12 protein-coding genes are annotated in these 16,525 nt (G+C 67.8%); 9 read left to right on the forward strand and 3 right to left on the reverse strand.

Annotated features, from left to right (window positions below; all coding sequences use genetic code 11):
- The first annotated feature begins 1 nt into the window (after nt 1).
- Nucleotides 2-3,601 carry a cobaltochelatase subunit CobN gene (gene cobN / locus OG379_RS20400; RefSeq protein WP_405664617.1) on the forward strand — a complete coding sequence of 1,200 codons (3,600 nt, stop codon included), beginning with the start codon at nt 2-4 and terminating at the stop codon, nt 3,599-3,601.
- An 84-nt stretch (nt 3,602-3,685) separates the two neighbouring features.
- The gene (locus OG379_RS20405) at nt 3,686-4,435 is read left to right on the forward strand and encodes an IclR family transcriptional regulator (RefSeq protein WP_405664618.1); all 750 of its coding nucleotides are present in this window, start codon (nt 3,686-3,688) and stop codon (nt 4,433-4,435) included.
- Nucleotides 4,436-4,629: 194 nt separating this feature from the next.
- Here OG379_RS20405 and OG379_RS20410 read toward each other — a convergent pair whose 3' ends face one another.
- Nucleotides 4,630-5,202: a TetR/AcrR family transcriptional regulator gene (locus OG379_RS20410; protein ID WP_405664619.1), complete on the reverse strand. Its 573-nt coding sequence runs from the start codon at nt 5,200-5,202 to the stop codon at nt 4,630-4,632.
- An 86-nt stretch (nt 5,203-5,288) separates the two neighbouring features.
- On the opposite strand from OG379_RS20410, the gene OG379_RS20415 reads away from it, so the two are divergent.
- The 4 genes from OG379_RS20415 (at nt 5,289) to OG379_RS20430 (ending at nt 7,900) form a co-directional block, all read left to right on the forward strand.
- The gene (locus OG379_RS20415) at nt 5,289-6,197 is read left to right on the forward strand and encodes an SDR family oxidoreductase (RefSeq protein WP_405664620.1); all 909 of its coding nucleotides are present in this window, start codon (nt 5,289-5,291) and stop codon (nt 6,195-6,197) included.
- Between the two features lie 139 nt (nt 6,198-6,336).
- A complete protein-coding gene (locus OG379_RS20420) occupies nt 6,337-6,951 on the forward strand; it encodes a glyoxalase (protein ID WP_405664621.1) in 615 nt (204 codons plus the stop codon).
- Nucleotides 6,952-7,034: 83 nt separating this feature from the next.
- A complete protein-coding gene (locus tag OG379_RS20425; protein WP_405664622.1) occupies nt 7,035-7,484 on the forward strand; it encodes a helix-turn-helix transcriptional regulator in 450 nt (149 codons plus the stop codon).
- Nucleotides 7,485-7,489: 5 nt separating this feature from the next.
- Nucleotides 7,490-7,900 carry a VOC family protein gene (locus tag OG379_RS20430; RefSeq protein ID WP_405664623.1) on the forward strand — a complete coding sequence of 137 codons (411 nt, stop codon included), beginning with the start codon at nt 7,490-7,492 and terminating at the stop codon, nt 7,898-7,900.
- Between the two features lie 56 nt (nt 7,901-7,956).
- On the opposite strand, the gene OG379_RS20435 is transcribed toward OG379_RS20430, so the two are convergent.
- Together OG379_RS20435 and OG379_RS20440 are read right to left on the reverse strand one after the other, a co-directional pair.
- Nucleotides 7,957-9,114 carry a hypothetical protein gene (locus tag OG379_RS20435; protein ID WP_405664624.1) on the reverse strand — a complete coding sequence of 386 codons (1,158 nt, stop codon included), beginning with the start codon at nt 9,112-9,114 and terminating at the stop codon, nt 7,957-7,959.
- A gap of 219 nt (nt 9,115-9,333) precedes the next feature.
- On the reverse strand, nt 9,334-9,978 hold the full coding sequence (locus OG379_RS20440) for a dihydrofolate reductase family protein (RefSeq protein ID WP_393766143.1): 645 nt from the start codon (nt 9,976-9,978) through the stop codon (nt 9,334-9,336).
- A 353-nt stretch (nt 9,979-10,331) separates the two neighbouring features.
- Here OG379_RS20440 and uppS point away from each other — a divergent pair, with 353 nt between their 5' ends.
- From uppS to OG379_RS20455, 3 genes are all read left to right on the forward strand, one after another.
- Nucleotides 10,332-11,183: a polyprenyl diphosphate synthase gene (uppS, locus tag OG379_RS20445; RefSeq protein WP_405664625.1), complete on the forward strand. Its 852-nt coding sequence runs from the start codon at nt 10,332-10,334 to the stop codon at nt 11,181-11,183.
- 98 nt (nt 11,184-11,281) lie between these two features.
- The gene (locus OG379_RS20450; RefSeq protein ID WP_405668587.1) at nt 11,282-12,700 is read left to right on the forward strand and encodes an oxygenase MpaB family protein; all 1,419 of its coding nucleotides are present in this window, start codon (nt 11,282-11,284) and stop codon (nt 12,698-12,700) included.
- 761 nt (nt 12,701-13,461) lie between these two features.
- Entirely contained in the window at nt 13,462-16,482 is a 3,021-nt protein-coding gene (locus OG379_RS20455) for an NACHT domain-containing protein (protein WP_405664626.1), read from the forward strand.
- Nucleotides 16,483-16,525 lie beyond the last annotated feature (43 nt).

Consider the following 16,525-nt stretch of genomic DNA (forward strand, 5'->3'; position numbering starts at 1 on the left):
CATGATCCTGCTCCTGTCGACGTCCGACACCGACCTGCTGAGCGCCCGCGCTTCCCAGGGTCCGGTCAGCTACCGCTACGCGAACCCTTCCCGGCTCCCTCTCGAGGACCTTCCTCAGCTCCTGGACGGCACCGACCTCGTCGTCGTACGCCTCCTCGGCGGTGTCCGGGCCTGGCAGGACGGTCTCGACCAGGTGCTCGCCACCGGCCGGCCCGTCGTCGTGCTGACCGGTGAACAGGCCCCCGACGCACAGCTGATGGCCGCCTCCACCGTGCCGATCGGCATCGCCGCCGAGGCGCACGCCTACCTCGCGCACGGCGGCCCCGCCAACCTGGAGCAGCTGGCCCGCTTCCTCTCCGACACCGTGCTGCTCACCGGTCACGGCTTCGAGCCGCCCGCCCCGGCCCCCGCGTGGGGCCCGCTGGAGCGGACCGCCCGGGACGTCACCGGCCCGACCGTCGCGGTGCTCTACTACCGCGCCCACCACATGAGCGGGAACACCGCGTTCATCGAGGCGCTCTGCACCGCCGTTGAGGACGCCGGCGCCCGCCCGCTCCCGCTGTACGTCGCCTCGCTGCGTACGCCGGAGCCCGAACTCATCGACGAACTCCGCGCCGTCGACGCCATCGTGACCACGGTCCTCGCGGCGGGCGGCACCAAGCCGGCCACCGCTTCGGCGGGCGGCGACGACGAGTCCTGGGACGCGGGCGCCCTCACCGGCCTCGACGTACCCGTCCTCCAGGCGCTCTGCCTCACCAGCCCGCGTGCGGCCTGGGAGGAGAACGACGAGGGCGTCTCCCCGCTGGACGCCGCGACCCAGATCGCCGTCCCCGAGTTCGACGGCCGCCTGATCACCGTGCCGTTCTCCTTCAAGGAGATCGACGAGGACGGTCTGCCCGCCTACGTCGCCGATCCCGAGCGGGCCGCCCGCGTCGCCGGGATCGCCGTACGTCACGCCCGGCTCCGCCACATACCGGCCGCCGAGAAGCGGATCGCGCTCGTCCTGTCCGCGTACCCGACGAAGCACTCCCGCATCGGTAACGCCGTCGGCCTCGACACCCCGGCGAGCGCCGTGGCGCTGCTGCGCCGACTGCGCGCCGAAGGTTATGACTTCGGCCCGGAGGAGGAGATCCCGGGCCTGGTCTCGGGCGACGGCGACGAGCTGATCTACGCGCTCATCGAGGCCGGCGGCCACGACCAGGAGTGGCTCACCGAGGAGCAGCTGGCCCGCAACCCCGTGCGGATCCCCGCCGCCGACTACCGCCGCTGGTTCGCCACGCTTCCCGCCGAGCTGCGCGAGTCGGTCGAGCAGCACTGGGGTCCGGCGCCCGGCGAGATGTTCCTCGACCGGTCCCGCAACCCCGAGGGCGACATCGTGCTCGCGGCCCTGCGCCGCGGCAATCTGCTGATCCTCATCCAGCCGCCCCGCGGCTTCGGTGAGAACCCGATCGCGATCTACCACGACCCCGATCTGCCGCCGTCGCACCACTACCTGGCCGCGTACCGCTGGATCGCCGCCTCCGCCGACGACAACGGCTTCGGCGCCGACGCGATGATCCACCTCGGCAAGCACGGCAACCTTGAATGGCTGCCCGGCAAGAACGCCGGCCTCTCCGCCGCCTGCGGCCCCGACGCCGCGCTGGGCGATCTTCCGCTGGTGTACCCGTTCCTGGTCAACGACCCCGGCGAGGGCACCCAGGCCAAGCGCCGTGTGCACGCCACCCTCGTCGACCACCTCGTGCCGCCGATGGCCCGCGCCGACAGCTACGGCGACATCGCCCGTCTCGAACAGCTCCTGGACGAGCACGCCCAGATCGCCGCGATGGACCCGGCCAAGCTCCCGGCCGTCCGCGCCCAGATCTGGACCCTCATCCAGGCCGCGAAGCTCGACCACGACCTGGGCCTGGAGGACCGGCCCGAGGACGAGGGCTTCGACGAGTTCATCATGCATCTCGACGGCTGGCTCTGTGAGATCAAGGACGTGCAGATCCGCGACGGCCTGCACGTCCTGGGCGCCGCTCCGGCCGGCAAGGACCGCGTCAACCTGGTCCTCGCCGTCCTGCGCGCCCGCCAGATCTGGGGCGGTACGGCCTCGCTGCCCGGCCTGCGCGAGGCGCTCGGCCTGGACGAGTCGGCGGCCACCCGCACGGCCGCCGACGAGACCGAGGAGCAGGCCCGGGCGCTCGTCCAGGCGATGGACGACGCGGACTGGGACCCGGCCGCCGTCGCCGGTGTGGCCGCCGGACACCCGCAGGCCGTCGCTGACATCCTCGACTTCGCCGCCCGGGAGGTCGTGCCCCGCCTCGCCGCGACGACCGACGAGCTCGACCACGCGGTCCACGCGCTGAACGGCGGCTTCGTCCCCGCGGGCCCGTCCGGTTCCCCGCTCCGGGGACTGGTCAACGTCCTGCCGACCGGCCGCAACTTCTACTCCGTCGACCCGAAGGCCGTCCCGTCCCGTCTCGCCTGGGAGACCGGCCAGGCCCTCGCCGACTCGCTCCTGGAGCGCTACCGCGCGGACAACGGCGACTGGCCCACCTCCGTCGGCCTCTCCCTGTGGGGCACCAGCGCGATGCGCACCGCGGGCGACGACATCGCCGAGGCCTTCGCCCTGCTCGGCGTACGCCCCGTCTGGGACGACGCCTCACGCCGCGTCACCGGCCTGGAGGCGATCCCGTACGAGGAGCTCGGCCGCCCGCGCATCGACGTCACGCTGCGCATCTCCGGCTTCTTCCGCGACGCGTTCCCGCACACCATCGGCCTGCTCGACGACGCCGTCCGCCTGGCCGCCTCCCTCGACGAGCCCGCCGAGCGGAACTTCGTACGCGCCCACACCCAGGCCGACCTGGCCGAACACGGCGACGAGCGGCGCGCCACCACCCGTATCTTCGGCTCCCGTCCGGGGACGTACGGCGCCGGGCTGCTCCAGCTCATCGACTCCCGCGACTGGCGTACGGACGCCGACCTCGCCGAGGTCTACACGGTGTGGGGCGGCTACGCCTACGGCCGTGAGCTGGACGGACGCCCGGCCCGGGACGAGATGGAGACCGCGTACAAGCGGATCGCGGTGGCGGCGAAGAACACCGACACCCGTGAGCACGACATCGCGGACTCGGACGACTACTTCCAGTACCACGGCGGCATGGTCGCGACCGTACGCGCGCTGAAGGGCACCGCCCCGGAGGCGTACATCGGCGACTCGACCCGCCCCGAGACGGTCCGCACCCGCACCCTGGTCGAGGAGACGTCCCGGGTGTTCCGCGCCCGGGTGGTCAACCCGAAGTGGATCGAGGCGATGCGCCGCCACGGCTACAAGGGCGCCTTCGAGCTCGCCGCGACGGTCGACTACCTCTTCGGCTACGACGCGACGACGGGCGTGGTCGCCGACTGGATGTACGACAAGCTCACCGAGACGTACGTCCTGGACCCGACGAACCGCGAGTTCCTCCAGCAGGCCAACCCCTGGGCCCTTCACGGAATCGCGGAGCGCCTTCTGGAGGCGGAGTCCCGCGGGATGTGGGCGAAGCCGGACCCGGCGGTCCTCGAAGCGCTGCGCCAGGTGTTCCTGGAGACCGAGGGCGACCTGGAGGGCGAGGACTGAGCGGCCCACCGGCCGGTGGGCCTCACCGGCCGGTGAGCCACGTCCTGCCTTGCTGCCTGCCGCCCGCGGGTCCAAGCTTGTGAGATGGGTGACCGAGCGGGCCACACGCCGATCGCTTCTGTCCAGTACGCGTTCCGCTTGATGGAAGCCGTGGCAGCGCACGACGGCGGCGCGCCCGCGAACGAGCTGGCGCGGAAGGCCGGGATGCCCCCGGACACCGCCCTGGGGCTGCTGCGGGACCTCACGCGGGACGGCTACCTCCGTCGGCTCGACGACGGTTGCTTCGTCCTGGGAGACATGCCGCACGGCGACCACTTCGCGCACGATGTGGCCGGTCTGGTCCGCCCCGCCCTCGCGTCACTGCGGGACGACCTGTCGGCCGCCGCCTACCTCACCTTCTACGAGGAGGGCGAGATCAAGATCGTCGAGATAGTCGACGGTCCTCTGACGCCCAAGGTCGACCTCTGGGTGGGTTTCCAGGACGCGGGGCACGCCACGGCACTCGGCAAGTGCGTCCTGCGTGAGCTGGACGCCGAGGCCCGGGTCGAATACCTCACGCGGCACACGCTCGCCGACCTCACTCCCCGCACGATCACGCACCGGGAGGAGCTGATCCGGCAGCTCGAGTCGTCGCGTTCCGTACCGGCGGTGATGGACCGGGAGGAGTACAACCTCGGCACGGTGTGCATCGCGGTGCCGGTGTACGGCGGCGGCACGGTCGGGTCGCTCGGCGTCTCCTTCCGGGCGGACCGGATGTACCGCACCAGTCAGGTCCGCCGGAGCCTGCTGACGTCGGCGGACCGGGTGACCAGGGACATCTCCCTCGGCACCTGAGGGAGATCAGGTGTCCCGCGGGCTGTGAGGCGCTCGCGGCGGGCGATGCCCAGGGTGAGGCGACCACCGCTGAGGCCCTCGACGGCCGGGGCGGCTCCTGCCCAGGTCCTGTGTCTTCCGGCGAGTTCTGAGAGACCCGTCCACGCCGACGCCGCCCGTGGCCCTCCCGGTTCCGGCCGGCCCTCGACGTGCTCCTACGAGCCGTGTCCGCCCGCCGCGACAACCTTGAACTCGTCCAGCAGCTCACGCATCACCGGCGCCATGGCGCGGTCCTCGGAAGCCGCGATCCACCGCTCGAAACCGACCTTGAACACGGCGATCCCCGTCTCGGCGGTCAGGCTCGCGGCCGGCTCAGGGACGCCGCGCCCGCGCAGGGTCTCGGCGAGCGCCGCCGACAACGAGGCGAGCTTGATCAGCTCGCGCTCCTGGAGTTCCGCGTTCGCCGCGATCACGGCCTGCCGCTTACGCGCGTGCTCGCGGCGGTCGTCGAACATCTCCGAGAACGTGTCGAGGACCACCGCCAGCACGTCGATCGGCGCCGTGGACTCCGGAACACCGGCAACCACCTCGACCAGCAGGTCGCGCAGCTCGGAACCGCCGAACAGCACCTCGCGCTTGTCGGCGTAGTGCCTGAAGTAGGTCCGTTCCGTGAGACCGGCCCGCTTGGCGATCTCCGCCACGGTGGTCTGCTCGAAGCCCCGCTCGCTGTAGAGCTCCAACGCCGCTTCCGCCAGGCGCCCGCGGGCGTTCGGCTCCCATCTACCCATGGGCCGATCCTACGTGATGACAGTGGCTGACGTCGGCTGCTACGTTTGATGTCAGCAACTGACATCGATAGATCCTGGAGTGCCCCATGCGTGTCTTCGTCACCGGTGCGTCCGGCTGGATCGGCTCCGCCGTCGTTCCCGAGCTCCTCGACGCCGGGCATCAGGTGGTCGGGCTGGCCCGCTCCGACACCTCGGCCGCCGCGCTCACCACTGCCGGGGCCGAGGTGGTGCGGGGCACCGTCGACGACCTCGACGTCCTGCGGGACGCGGCCGCCGCGTCGGACGGTGTGGTCCACCTCGCCTTCAAGCACGACATCGCCTTCGGCGGTGACTTCCGGGGAGCCGCCGAGGCCGACCGCCGCGCCGTCGAGGCCTTCGGCGACGCCCTGGCGGGCACCGGCCGCCCCTTCGTCATCGCCTCCGGCGCCGCGGGTCTCGCCACCGGGCGGGTGGCGACCGAGCGGGACAAGCCCGCGATCGACGGCTCGCCGTCCTCTGTCAGGGCGGCCACGTCCCTGGCGACGCTCGGACTCGTCTCGCGCGGCATCCGTTCGTCGGTGGTGCGGCTCTCCACCTGTCACGGCGAGGGCGACAACGGCTTCGTCACCGCCCTCGTCGACATCGCCCGCGCCAAGGGCGCTTCCGGCTACATCGGCGACGGCCTCAACCGCTGGCCGGTGGTCCACCGCCTCGACGCGGCGCGGCTGTTCCGGCTGGCGGTGGAGAAGGCCCCCGCCGGGTCCGTGCTGCACGCGGTCGCGGAGGAGGGCGTCGCGATCCGCGACATCGCCGAGGTGATCGGCCGCCGGCTCGACGTGCCGGTGGTGTCCGTCGCCCCGGAGGAAGCGGCGGCCCACTTCTCCTGGCTGGCCGACTTCCTCGGCCTCGACGCCCCGGCGTCGCACGCACTCACCGGCGAGCTGCTGGACTGGCGGCCGACCCGCCCCGGTCTTCTGGAGGACCTGGAGAAGGGCCACTACTTCGGCGCAGCCTGACCGGGGCCGGAGACCGGGGCAGCGGCCCCGGGCCCCAGTCAGCCCCGGGCCCCAGTCAGCCCCGGGCCCCGGCCGGCCCCGGACCGGACCGGTCAGGAATCGAGAAGCGCGCCGCGCGGAGCCGCCATAGCTTCGTTCCATGACTTCCATCGCATCCGTCACCCTCGAGGTGGCCGACCCCACCGCCGCCGAACACTTCTACTCCGCAGCCTTCGGTCTGGGCCATGAGCTGCGCCTACGGGCCTCCGAGGCGCCGACGACCGGCTTCCGCGGCTTCACGCTGTCGCTCACGGTCGCCCAGCCGTCCACCGTCGACAGCCTGGTCGGCTCCGCACTCGACGCCGGTGCCTCGGCGGTGAAGCCGGCCACGAAGTCGCTCTGGGGTTACGGCGGCGTCGTACGGGCTCCCGACGGGACTCTCTGGAAGATCGCCACCTCCGCGAAGAAGGACAAGGGGCCGGCCACCCGGCAGATCGACCGCTTCGTGCTGCTGCTGGGGGTCGAGGACGTGCTCGCGAGCAAGCGGTTCTACGTCGGCCAAGGCCTCACCGTGGGGAAGAGCTTCGGCCGCAAGTACGTCGAGTTCGACACCCCCACGAGCCCCGTCACGCTGGCGCTCTACGGGCGCCGGGCCCTGGCCAAGGACGCCGGCGTCCCGCCGGACGGCACCGGATCGCACCGGATCGCGCTCGGCAGCGACATCGGCCCCTTCACCGACCCGGACGGTTTCGAGTGGGAGAAGGAGTCCCACTGAGCCACGCACCACCCTCGGACCGCACCCGCCCGTCGCGCTGAACGCCATGCGCGGCTCCGGCCGGGCGTGGCACGATCGCGCACGTGACGAACAGACCCTCCGAGGCGCAGTACCTGCGTGACCTGGCACTGCTGCGCCGCGTCCGCGACCGGATGGACCGGGAGTATGCGCAGCCGCTGGACGTCGAGGCGCTCGCCCGGGGCGTGAACATGTCGGCCGGGCACCTCAGCCGTCAGTTCCGGCGGGCGTACGGCGAATCGCCGTACGGCTATCTGATGACGCGGCGTATCGAGCGGGCGATGGCGCTGCTGCGGCGTGGCGACCTCAGCGTCACCGAGGTCTGTTTCGAGGTCGGCTGCTCGTCGCTGGGCACCTTCAGCACACGCTTCACGGAGCTGGTCGGCATGCCGCCCAGCGTCTACCGGCGCCAGGCGGAGAGCAACGCCGCGGGAGTGCCGCCGTGCGTGGCGAAACAGGTGACCAGACCGATCAGGAATCGAGAAGCCCGGCCCCCCGGACCCCCGCTAGCGTGACCGCCATGGACATCAACATCCGTACGAGCGTCCTTCCGCACGACGACCCGGAAGCGGCCCTGGCCTTCTACCGCGACACCCTCGGTTTCGAGGTGCGCAGCGATGTCGGAACCGGCACGATGCGCTGGATCACGGTCGGCCCGGCCGGCCGGCCCGACACGTCCATCCTGCTGGCACCGCCGGCCGCCGACCCTGGCATCACCGAGGACGAGCGCCGCACCGTCGTCGAGATGATGGCCAAGGGCACCTACGGCTGGATCCTCCTGGCCACCGAGGACCTCGACGCCACCTTCGAGAAGCTGCAGGCCGGCGACGCCGAGGTCATCCAGGAGCCGACCGAGCAGCCGTACGGCGTCCGCGACTGCGCCTTCCGCGACCCGGCGGGCAACCAGATCCGCATCCAGGAAGTGCGCTGAGCCCTGCGCCCCGGCGGCGGTGACCACCGGGGCGCCCGACGCGGTGCTCAGTGCGCTCAGCGGCCGGCGACGGCCCCGGTGGATGCCGTGACGGTGGATGCCGAGCCGGTGGGTGCCGTGGACCGCTCGATCAGGCCGTTGACCGTCTGGTCGCCGTGGGTGTCCATGGGCGTGGAGTAGTCGCCGACGGCCCAGAATGCGCCGGATCGGCCGGCCGGTGCCAGGTCGTAGAAGGAGTACGAAGGCCACCGGGTGTCGCCGTCGGGCGCCGGTGCGCCGGCTTCCTTGGTCCAGGACGTGCCGTCGAAGTGCCAGAAGACCGGCTCCGAGTGGGCGGGTTCGGCCTGGTCGTTCCCGGTCACCCACAGCCCGCCGCGGCCGTCGGGCGCGATCGCCTCGAGATCGAAGTCGGCGAGTGCACCCGTGACGTCCTCCCAGGCGGTGCCGTTCCAGTGCGTGACGCTCGGCACGGGCGGGTCGGCGTCGGGTCCGGTGGCCCGTCCGGCGACGTAGACGCTGTCCGGTGACACGGCCGCGATCTTGGCGGTGTCCGTACCGGCGGGTACGGGCGGCTCATCCATCAGCGTCCAGGTGTCGCCGTCCCAGTGGTACGTCACCGGGTGGCCGCCGTTCACCGGGTACTGCATGCCCGTGGCGTAGGCGTCGTCCGCCGAGATCGCGTCGATGTCCCTGATGTCGACGAGCCGGGGCAGCGCGAAGGTCGTCCACGTACCGCCGGAGTAGGTGTAGAGCGCGTTGCCGCCCTTGAAGAGCCGGCCGGGGACGGCATCGATCGGCACCTCGGGCCAGGAGTCGTCGGAGGGGCCGGTGGTGGCGACGCGGCTCCAGCGTTCGCCGTCGTAATGGACGAGCACCTGGTCCCTGACCAGTGTCCCGTAGGCCCAGACGTCGTCGGCGGACACGGCACTGACCGACGACCACTGCCAGACGTCGGGCAGCCCCGGAGCGGTGTCCTCGCTCCACCGCTCGCCGTCCCAGCGCATGATCACGCCGTGGCCGCCCTTCCGGCCGACGGCCCACGCGAGATCGTCGTCGACGGAGGACACGGACATCAGGGATCCGGCGGGGCTGTCCCCGGAGAGGGACACCTCCCAGCCGGATACCTCGGCCGCGCCGGCTCCGCCTGCGGTGAGCAGGGTGGAGGCCAGAGCCAACGAGACGGCCGCCGTGCGGATGAGGTGCCGTGCAAGCATCAGTGAGCTTTCCTTTGCGGTGAGAAGGCATCCCCGGGGGGGCCGTACGAGGCGCACGACCGGCCCGCTACGGGACCAGACTCATGGCTGGGACCGATGGTTGTAGGTGCCAGTCACCGGGGCCCGCTCTCCGGCGCGGCGAGACACCGTCCGACCGGACCTCCCTCTGCCGCACGGCAGTTGCCGTGCGGCACCGCCGCCCAGAGGGATGCCCTGGTGTCACCTGCGCCAGAAGATGTGGTGAGTCACGCCGCTCGGGCTGGGCACGACCTCCAGGTGGTACCGGTCGACCAGCTCGTCGGGTGACTCCCAGAGGCGTACCCCGGCACCGATCTTCACCGGGGCGACCACCACATGCAAGGTGTCGACGAGCCCGGCATCGAGGAACTGCCGGACGGTGGTGGCCCCGCCGCCGAGCCGGACGTCCTTGCCCCGCGCCGCCTCCCGCGCCTGTTCGAGGACGTGGGCGGGGTCGCCGCCGACGAAGTGGAACGTGGTGTCGGAGAGGGTGAACGAGGGCCGCTTGTGGTGGGTCATGACGAACACCGGGGTGTGGAACGGGGGCTCGTCACCCCACCAGCCACGCCACTCCTCGTTCTCCCAGGGCCCGCGCTCCGGCCCGAACTTGTTGCGCCCCATGATCTCCGCGCCGATGTTGTGTGCGAAGTCCCGCGCGAAGTAGTCGTCGATACCCCGGCTCCCCCCGGGGTCGGTGCGATTGGGCCAGCTCGCCGTGGCGCCGGCCCAGGACATCAGGGCACCGGGATCGGCGTCACCGAACGGTCTTTCGAGGCTTTGATGCTCACCGGCGGCGAAACCGTCGCTGGAGACGGTGAAGTTCTGGACTTTCAGCAGTTGTTCCATGCGTTCTCCTCTTGAGCCTGGTGTCAGTAATGAGACTGCACGGGCCGGTGAAAGTCATCGCAGAGACCACCGGTGTGTCACGGCTTCCCACGTCCTGCGGGCGACCGACCGGCTGGGGGAGCGGGCCCGCGTGAGGGTTCAACGCTGCGCGCCCATGTGCCGGAGCCCTCCGACTGGCGTGCTACGGGTGAACCTGCGGGCATCACCGCACGCCGTGAGAGCCGGCACCGGCACTCTGCTGGAGGCGAGGAGCAGCGGGGGTGCGCCGACCACTGGTCGTGGCCTCCGCAGCCGGGGCGCGGCCCCGGCGAAGCCTGCAGCCGCGAGTCGAGGGGGGCGCTTCGATGGCATCCATGGGAGCAGGGTCATCCGGCCGGTCGTGCGCGACGAGGGAGCCGGCCACCGGCGGCGCCACACAGCCGGAGGGCTCCGCCGTACCGGCTGTCCTGGTACAGCCACGCAGCCCGTCCGGCGATGGGTCGCGGCGCCCGGTGCCCCGTCATGTCGCGTGCGTGATGGACGGGAACGGCCGGTGGGCGCAGCAACGCTCCCTGCCGCGCACGTCCGGGCACAGGGCGGCCGAGGCCACGGTGATCGACGTCATCGAGGCGGCGCGGTCGGCCGGGGTGGAATGGCTCAGCCTGTACGCCTTCTCCACCGAGAACTGGCGGCGTCCGGGCGAGGAGATCGACTTCCTCATGCGCCTGGTACGCCGCGTGGTGCGCAAACACGCGCTGCTGCTGCACGCACGTGGCATCCGGTGCCGACTGCTGGGGGCTGAGGATCCGAGGATTCCCGCCCCTCTGGCCCAGGACTTCGCCGACCTCATGACCCTCACCGAGGGCAACCGGGGCATGACGCTGACCGTGGCGTTCGACCACGGAGGGCGCCAGGACATCGTCGCCGCGGCGCGGTCACTCATCCGCGCCGGAGTGCCCGCCGATGCTGTCGACCAGGCCCGCTTCGCCGCGCATCTGCCGGTCCCCGACACGCCTGACGTGGACCTCGTCATCCGTACCTCCGGCGAACAGCGCATCTCCAACTTCATGCTCTGGCAGGTGGCCTACGCCGAGTGGATCTTCCCTCCCGTGCTCTGGCCCGACTTCCGTGCGCCGCACCTTCTGGAGTGCCTGCACGAATACCGGCGCCGCGACCGCCGCTTCGGCGGCGTGGCACCGCAAGCGAATGGAGGACCTCAAAGGTGAAGGACACGGACAGCAGCCGCTTCACGGGGACCGGGCCGGGTGCCGGGGACCCGTACGAAGACCCCGGACGGGAGGCCGCAGAAGCACCGGCCGAATCCCTGTTCGGCCCCGGGGCGCAGTTCCACCGCTTCTTCAACGATCCCCGCTGGGCACTGGCCGTCGTCAGAGCCACGGTGCTCGAAGCCGCCCACCCGCAGATCGGCGCGGCACTGGCCGACAACTCCTCCTTCGTGGTGCACCCGTGGCGACGGCTGCGCAACACCCTCGTGAGCCTGCAGCGCATGTTCGGAGCCGACGAACACACCAGGCAGAGGGAGGCGGCACGGCTCAACCGCATGCACGCACGCCTGAGCGGTACGGACGCCAGGAACCAGCCTTACGACGCGATGGACCCCGAGGTGCGGGCGTGGGTGGTCGCGACGCTCTTCGAGAGCTCCGTCACCATGTGCCGGCTGAGCGGACAGCCGTTGGACCAGATCACCATGGAACGGCTCTACGCCGAATTCCAGTCTTTCCTGGCCGCCTTGGGGGACCAGGCGGGCCACCTCCCGCCCACCTTGCCCGAGTTCTGGCAGTACTACGACCGCATGGTCGCGGAGGAACTGCAGAACACGGAGGCGCTGCGCACCATCCTCTACAGGCTCTTCGAGCATCTGCCGGCCCCGCCGCTGTTCGCGGGGCTGCCCACGCTCTGGGCGACCGGTCGTGCGCTGGCGGGGCCGGTCATCGGCACCATCACGGTGGCGTCCCTCCCCGAGGTCTTCCGCCGTCGGGCGGGGCTGCCGGAGGTCCCGGGCGCGCAGACCCTCATGCAGAGCGCCTACATGGCCGCCCGGCTGGCCCGCGCCCTGCCCGACAACTGGGTCCAGACGGAGAACGTCGTCAGCCTGCTCAACCTGTCGCCCGACAGCGACGGCCCCTGGGCCGAGAAGCTCACCACGCTGCGCGCCCGGACGAAACGGGCCGGCGCGCTGTTCCGGCTGATCACGCCGGTTCCGGCACAGCCGGGTGCCCCGGACGGTCCGGGCGGGGACGACAACCGGCGGGGGGCCCGCGAATTCTTCACCGAGGTTCTGGACCAGACCGGGGACGGCTGTCTGGACTGGCCCGACCTCGCAGCCATGGCACGGGAGCTCTGCTCCCGTCTCGACCTGGACGAGCCGGAGGAGACCCGCCTGTACGACGCGTTCGCCGCGTGGTGGAGGGAGCTCCAGTCGGCTCTGGACAGTGACGGGGACGGACGGGTGAGCGAGGAGGAGTACGTCGCCGCGGTCCCGTCCCTGGCAGGCCCGGCACTGATCAGGGTCGCCGAGGTCCTCTTCGACGTCACGGACGCGGACGGCGAGCAGTTCGTCGACGCCGACGAGTACCGGGCCCTGTTCAGGAGAGGCTTCGGGCGAACCGTCGTGGACGCCGACGGGCGTTACTCCCGAAGCGCGTTCGTGCGGGACTTCCTGTCCTTCATGTCAGGCCGCCGGCGTTCGACCCCCTATGACCCGCTGCTCTCCGACGCGTAGAAACCCCAGCAGCCGCGACCACCGCGGAACATCGGAGGCCCCGCAGTGAGGACCTCCGAACTGTGGCGTAGGCCGGTGAGACTACGAACGCCGAAGGCCCCCGCAGCGAGCTGCGGGGGCCTTCGACGTATTGCCCGGTGAGAGCAATGGCGGAGGATACGAGATTCGAACTCGTGAGGGGTTGCCCCCAACACGCTTTCCAACTCTGCAGGGGGTAGTTCGCCCGGGTTCACGATCGTCCGCAGGCCGTGCCACTCGGCTGCTCGCGGGTGGGCTGAACTGCTGTGAACGGCTGCGGATGAGACTGTCGATGCGACTACTGAGGCACCGAGACATCAGCCGTAGTACCGCAGCACACCCGTCCCGTAGAGGATCCGACACTCCGCATAGGTGCGAGTTCCCACCTCGCTGTGCTCACTGTCGGCCGACCGGCGCGACGGCCGGCACTGGTGTGCGCCCAAGTGGTGAGTGCCCGTCCAGTGCCCCTAGCAGTCAGTGCTGCCCTTCCATAGGTCGAGCAGCAGTTTCGTGCATGGGCCGCGTAGGCGGCGTAGAGCTTCTAAGATGACGGTGCGACGGATCACTCAAGGTAACTGGGGGCAGACATGGTCGGTTGGGAGCAACTCGCGTACAAGGTGGCAGCCGGGGCGCTGCGTTCTGCAGCTTCCGTCGCTATGCAGTCTGCCTTGGCCCCCAAAACTGGAGCCCTGATTGTGCAGGATGGGTCTACAGGGCGTTTCAGAAACAAATTTCTACCAACGGTGGAAATCTCCGATAAAGACATCAAGGCATTCACTAAGCATGTGCGTAGTGTTGTTGAACCCCTGCTAGGGCACGAGTATGCAGACCTAGACGCCCCGGAGATTAACTCTGCATTGGAGGCGGCCAGCAAGTCATTTGCCGCGACTACTGCCGATGTATTCGAAGCAGATTTTGATCCGCGAGTGTACGGCCAGAAGGTGATAGATGAATCGCGCGCCGAGCTTGCTAGGCTCTCCCTAAGCGATTCCGGTTGCCATTTCTACAACACGGTTGTGCAAGAAGTGTCGGCGCAAATTCTTAATTTCATCACGACGTGGCCTTCCTTTTTGGCTCGATCAAACGTCGAGCAACTGAAGCGGCTAACTGCGGCCGCAAAGGAATTGCAGAGCGTGCGCCGAGCCGTGATCGATGACGCCAGTGCTGAGGAGGTACGGTTCGAGGAGAAATATTCAGAGGTCGTAGTTAAGAGGCTAGATCAACTTGAGTTGTTTGGAGTGACTCTATCTCAACCTGAGCAGCGTCCCTACCCTCTAAGTACGGCGTACATCAGCCTGTCCGTATCAGAAGCTGGAGACGTGAACACAAAAAACTTCGAGAAGAACTTCATGGACCTCGAAGTTCCAGTTGGCGATAAATGGCCTGACGCCGCAGTGGTGCCTATGTCGGGTGAGGTGGGTGGCGGGCTTCGTTCTGAAAGTGCTATCTCCAGTTACGACAGAATACTCCTTCGGGGGGATGCCGGATCCGGAAAAACCACACTGCTCCATTGGCTATCCGTCAACTCCGCGCGCCGTTCTTTTGATGGCGAGCTGCGTAGTTTCAACGGCTATGTCCCATTTCTTTTGCCGCTCCGTCGATTCGCCGATCGAGAGCTTCCAGCCGCGCATGAGTTCCTCAACGAGGTTGGAAAGCACATCGTCGGTGAGATGCCCAGTGGTTGGGTAAATCGAGTCCTGCGCAGCGGGCGCGCCTTTGTCCTAGTTGACGGTGTCGATGAACTGCCAGAAAGCCGTCGACAAGAGGCAAAAGAGTGGCTTGAAGGCCTTCTTGATACATACCCGCTGGCTCGCTACATCGTGACTTCTCGTCCCGCTGCAGCTGAAGAGAAATGGCTGACGCAGGACAAGTTCATTTCGGTCGACCTGTTGCCGATGGGAGGCTTGGATATTGCCAATTTTGTGCACCATTGGCATGATGCTGCGAGGTCTTGTCTGACGGAGGACACACCCGACGAGGAAGCCGAAGAGCTAGCAAAATACGAAAGCGAACTAGTAGACGCAATTCGCGGCCAGCGGCAATTGCGTAAGCTGGCGTCTAATCCCCTGCTTTGCGCTCTTCTCTGCACCCTTAGCCGCGATCGGCGTATGCAGTTGCCCCAAGGGCGAATGGAGCTATATGCGGCTGCTCTGGAGATGCTACTCGTTCGGCGAGATATTGAGAGGCGTATTACTCATACGGGTGCGCCCAATTTGACTTTGAAGCAAAAGCGGCAAATTCTCGGCCACTTTTCCTATTGGCTTCTTCGAAACCAACTAACGGACACAACTAACGAATATGCTCTGAACCAAGTGAGCCTGGCCTTGGAGTCCATGCCCACAGTCGGGTCAAGTGCTCCCGATGTGTTCAAGTACCTGATGGTGCGGAGCGGCGTGCTGAGGCAACCGATTGAAGGGCGGGTCGATTTTATTCATCGGACCTTTCAGGAATATCTGGCTGCAGCAACCATTGTCTCCTTGAACGATATTGGGGCCTTGGTCAAGAACGCCCATCTGGACCAATGGCATGAGGTCGTGACAATGGCAGTTGGTCACGCCCGTCCTGAAGAATGCAGCAGCATCCTTAACCGTCTGATTGATCGTGGAAATGAGGAGCCCGACAATACCGCAAGATTGCATCTGCTGGCTGCGGCGTGTCTGGAGAACGCTGATCAAGTTGACCGGAAAACCTATGACCTGGTGAGGCATCATGCGGCACAGCTAATCCCTCCTTCCAAGGTATCGGAAGCGAAGGAGTTGGCTGCCGTAGGCGAATCCGTACTTCCCTTGTTGCCTCGTTCCGGGCGTCGTCTACTTGCCCCTCAAGCCGCATCTACCGTCCGTGCCGCTAGCCTAGTCGGTGGTGAAACTGCTTTGGATATTTTGGCTGGCTACGGAGCGGATAATCGCAAGGCTGTATACTCTGAGCTATCTCGAGCTTGGACACAGTTCGATGTAAGTGAGTACGCCGAGCGGGTAATGAGCAAATCACCGTTTGCCTCTAAAGAACTAATCATCGATCACGAGCAGCTAGTGCCTACCCTAAAGTATTTCCCTAGTCTCGAAAATCTTCAACTCCGCTGTTCCGTTGATAGTATCGAGTGGGTAGACGGTTGCCCTTCACTCGAAAGCCTAGCCCTATGGGACCCCTCTGCAGCCCTGCTGGAGGCTGTTTCTGGTTTGCCTGCGTTGAAGAGTCTGGCTCTTGGATTTTTTGCGGACTCGGAGGTTAGGTACTTCGAAACACTTTCTGCACTGGTGCACCTGCGAGCGCTCACTCTGCATCTTAGTCGTAGAGCTCGACTTGATTTCTCTGATTTCCCAGAGATGGCCGGCCTTCGGCGTCTCCAGATTGGCTCGGCTGGCTCCGTCCTGGGTTTCGCGCGGAAGGGGCAATTCCCCAATCTGGAGCGCGCCCTGTTCACTTTCTGCGAAGAGGTTGATTTTTCCCAATTCAAGAATGTTCGCTCTTTGCTGCTGGTGCAGATGCTGCATGTTGAAACTTTCTTGAACACGCAGGAGCTAAGTGGCCTATCTGATCTGAAGGTTCGAGCGTGGGGGGTCTCGACAGAGCAACTTGATCAATTTGCGAAGATTGAAGGGGTCGACTCGGTGCAAATCCATATGGCACCGGGTGCCGGTGGAGTAGTGGATCTTTCTGCCTTCGCTGGGAAGTCCGGTGTTCGGATCTCCTTTTATGACAAAGTTGAATTTTCCTCACCCGTCGCATCTCTCGGAGACGGGGTGGAAGTAATTACAAGGTAATGCGTAAGCTGGGTGGGCTCTCTCATTTTGCTGGCCGCCTGTG

It is taken from the genome of Streptomyces sp. NBC_01166, from assembly GCF_045039765.1.
Classification (GTDB): Bacteria; Actinomycetota; Actinomycetes; order Streptomycetales; family Streptomycetaceae; genus Streptomyces.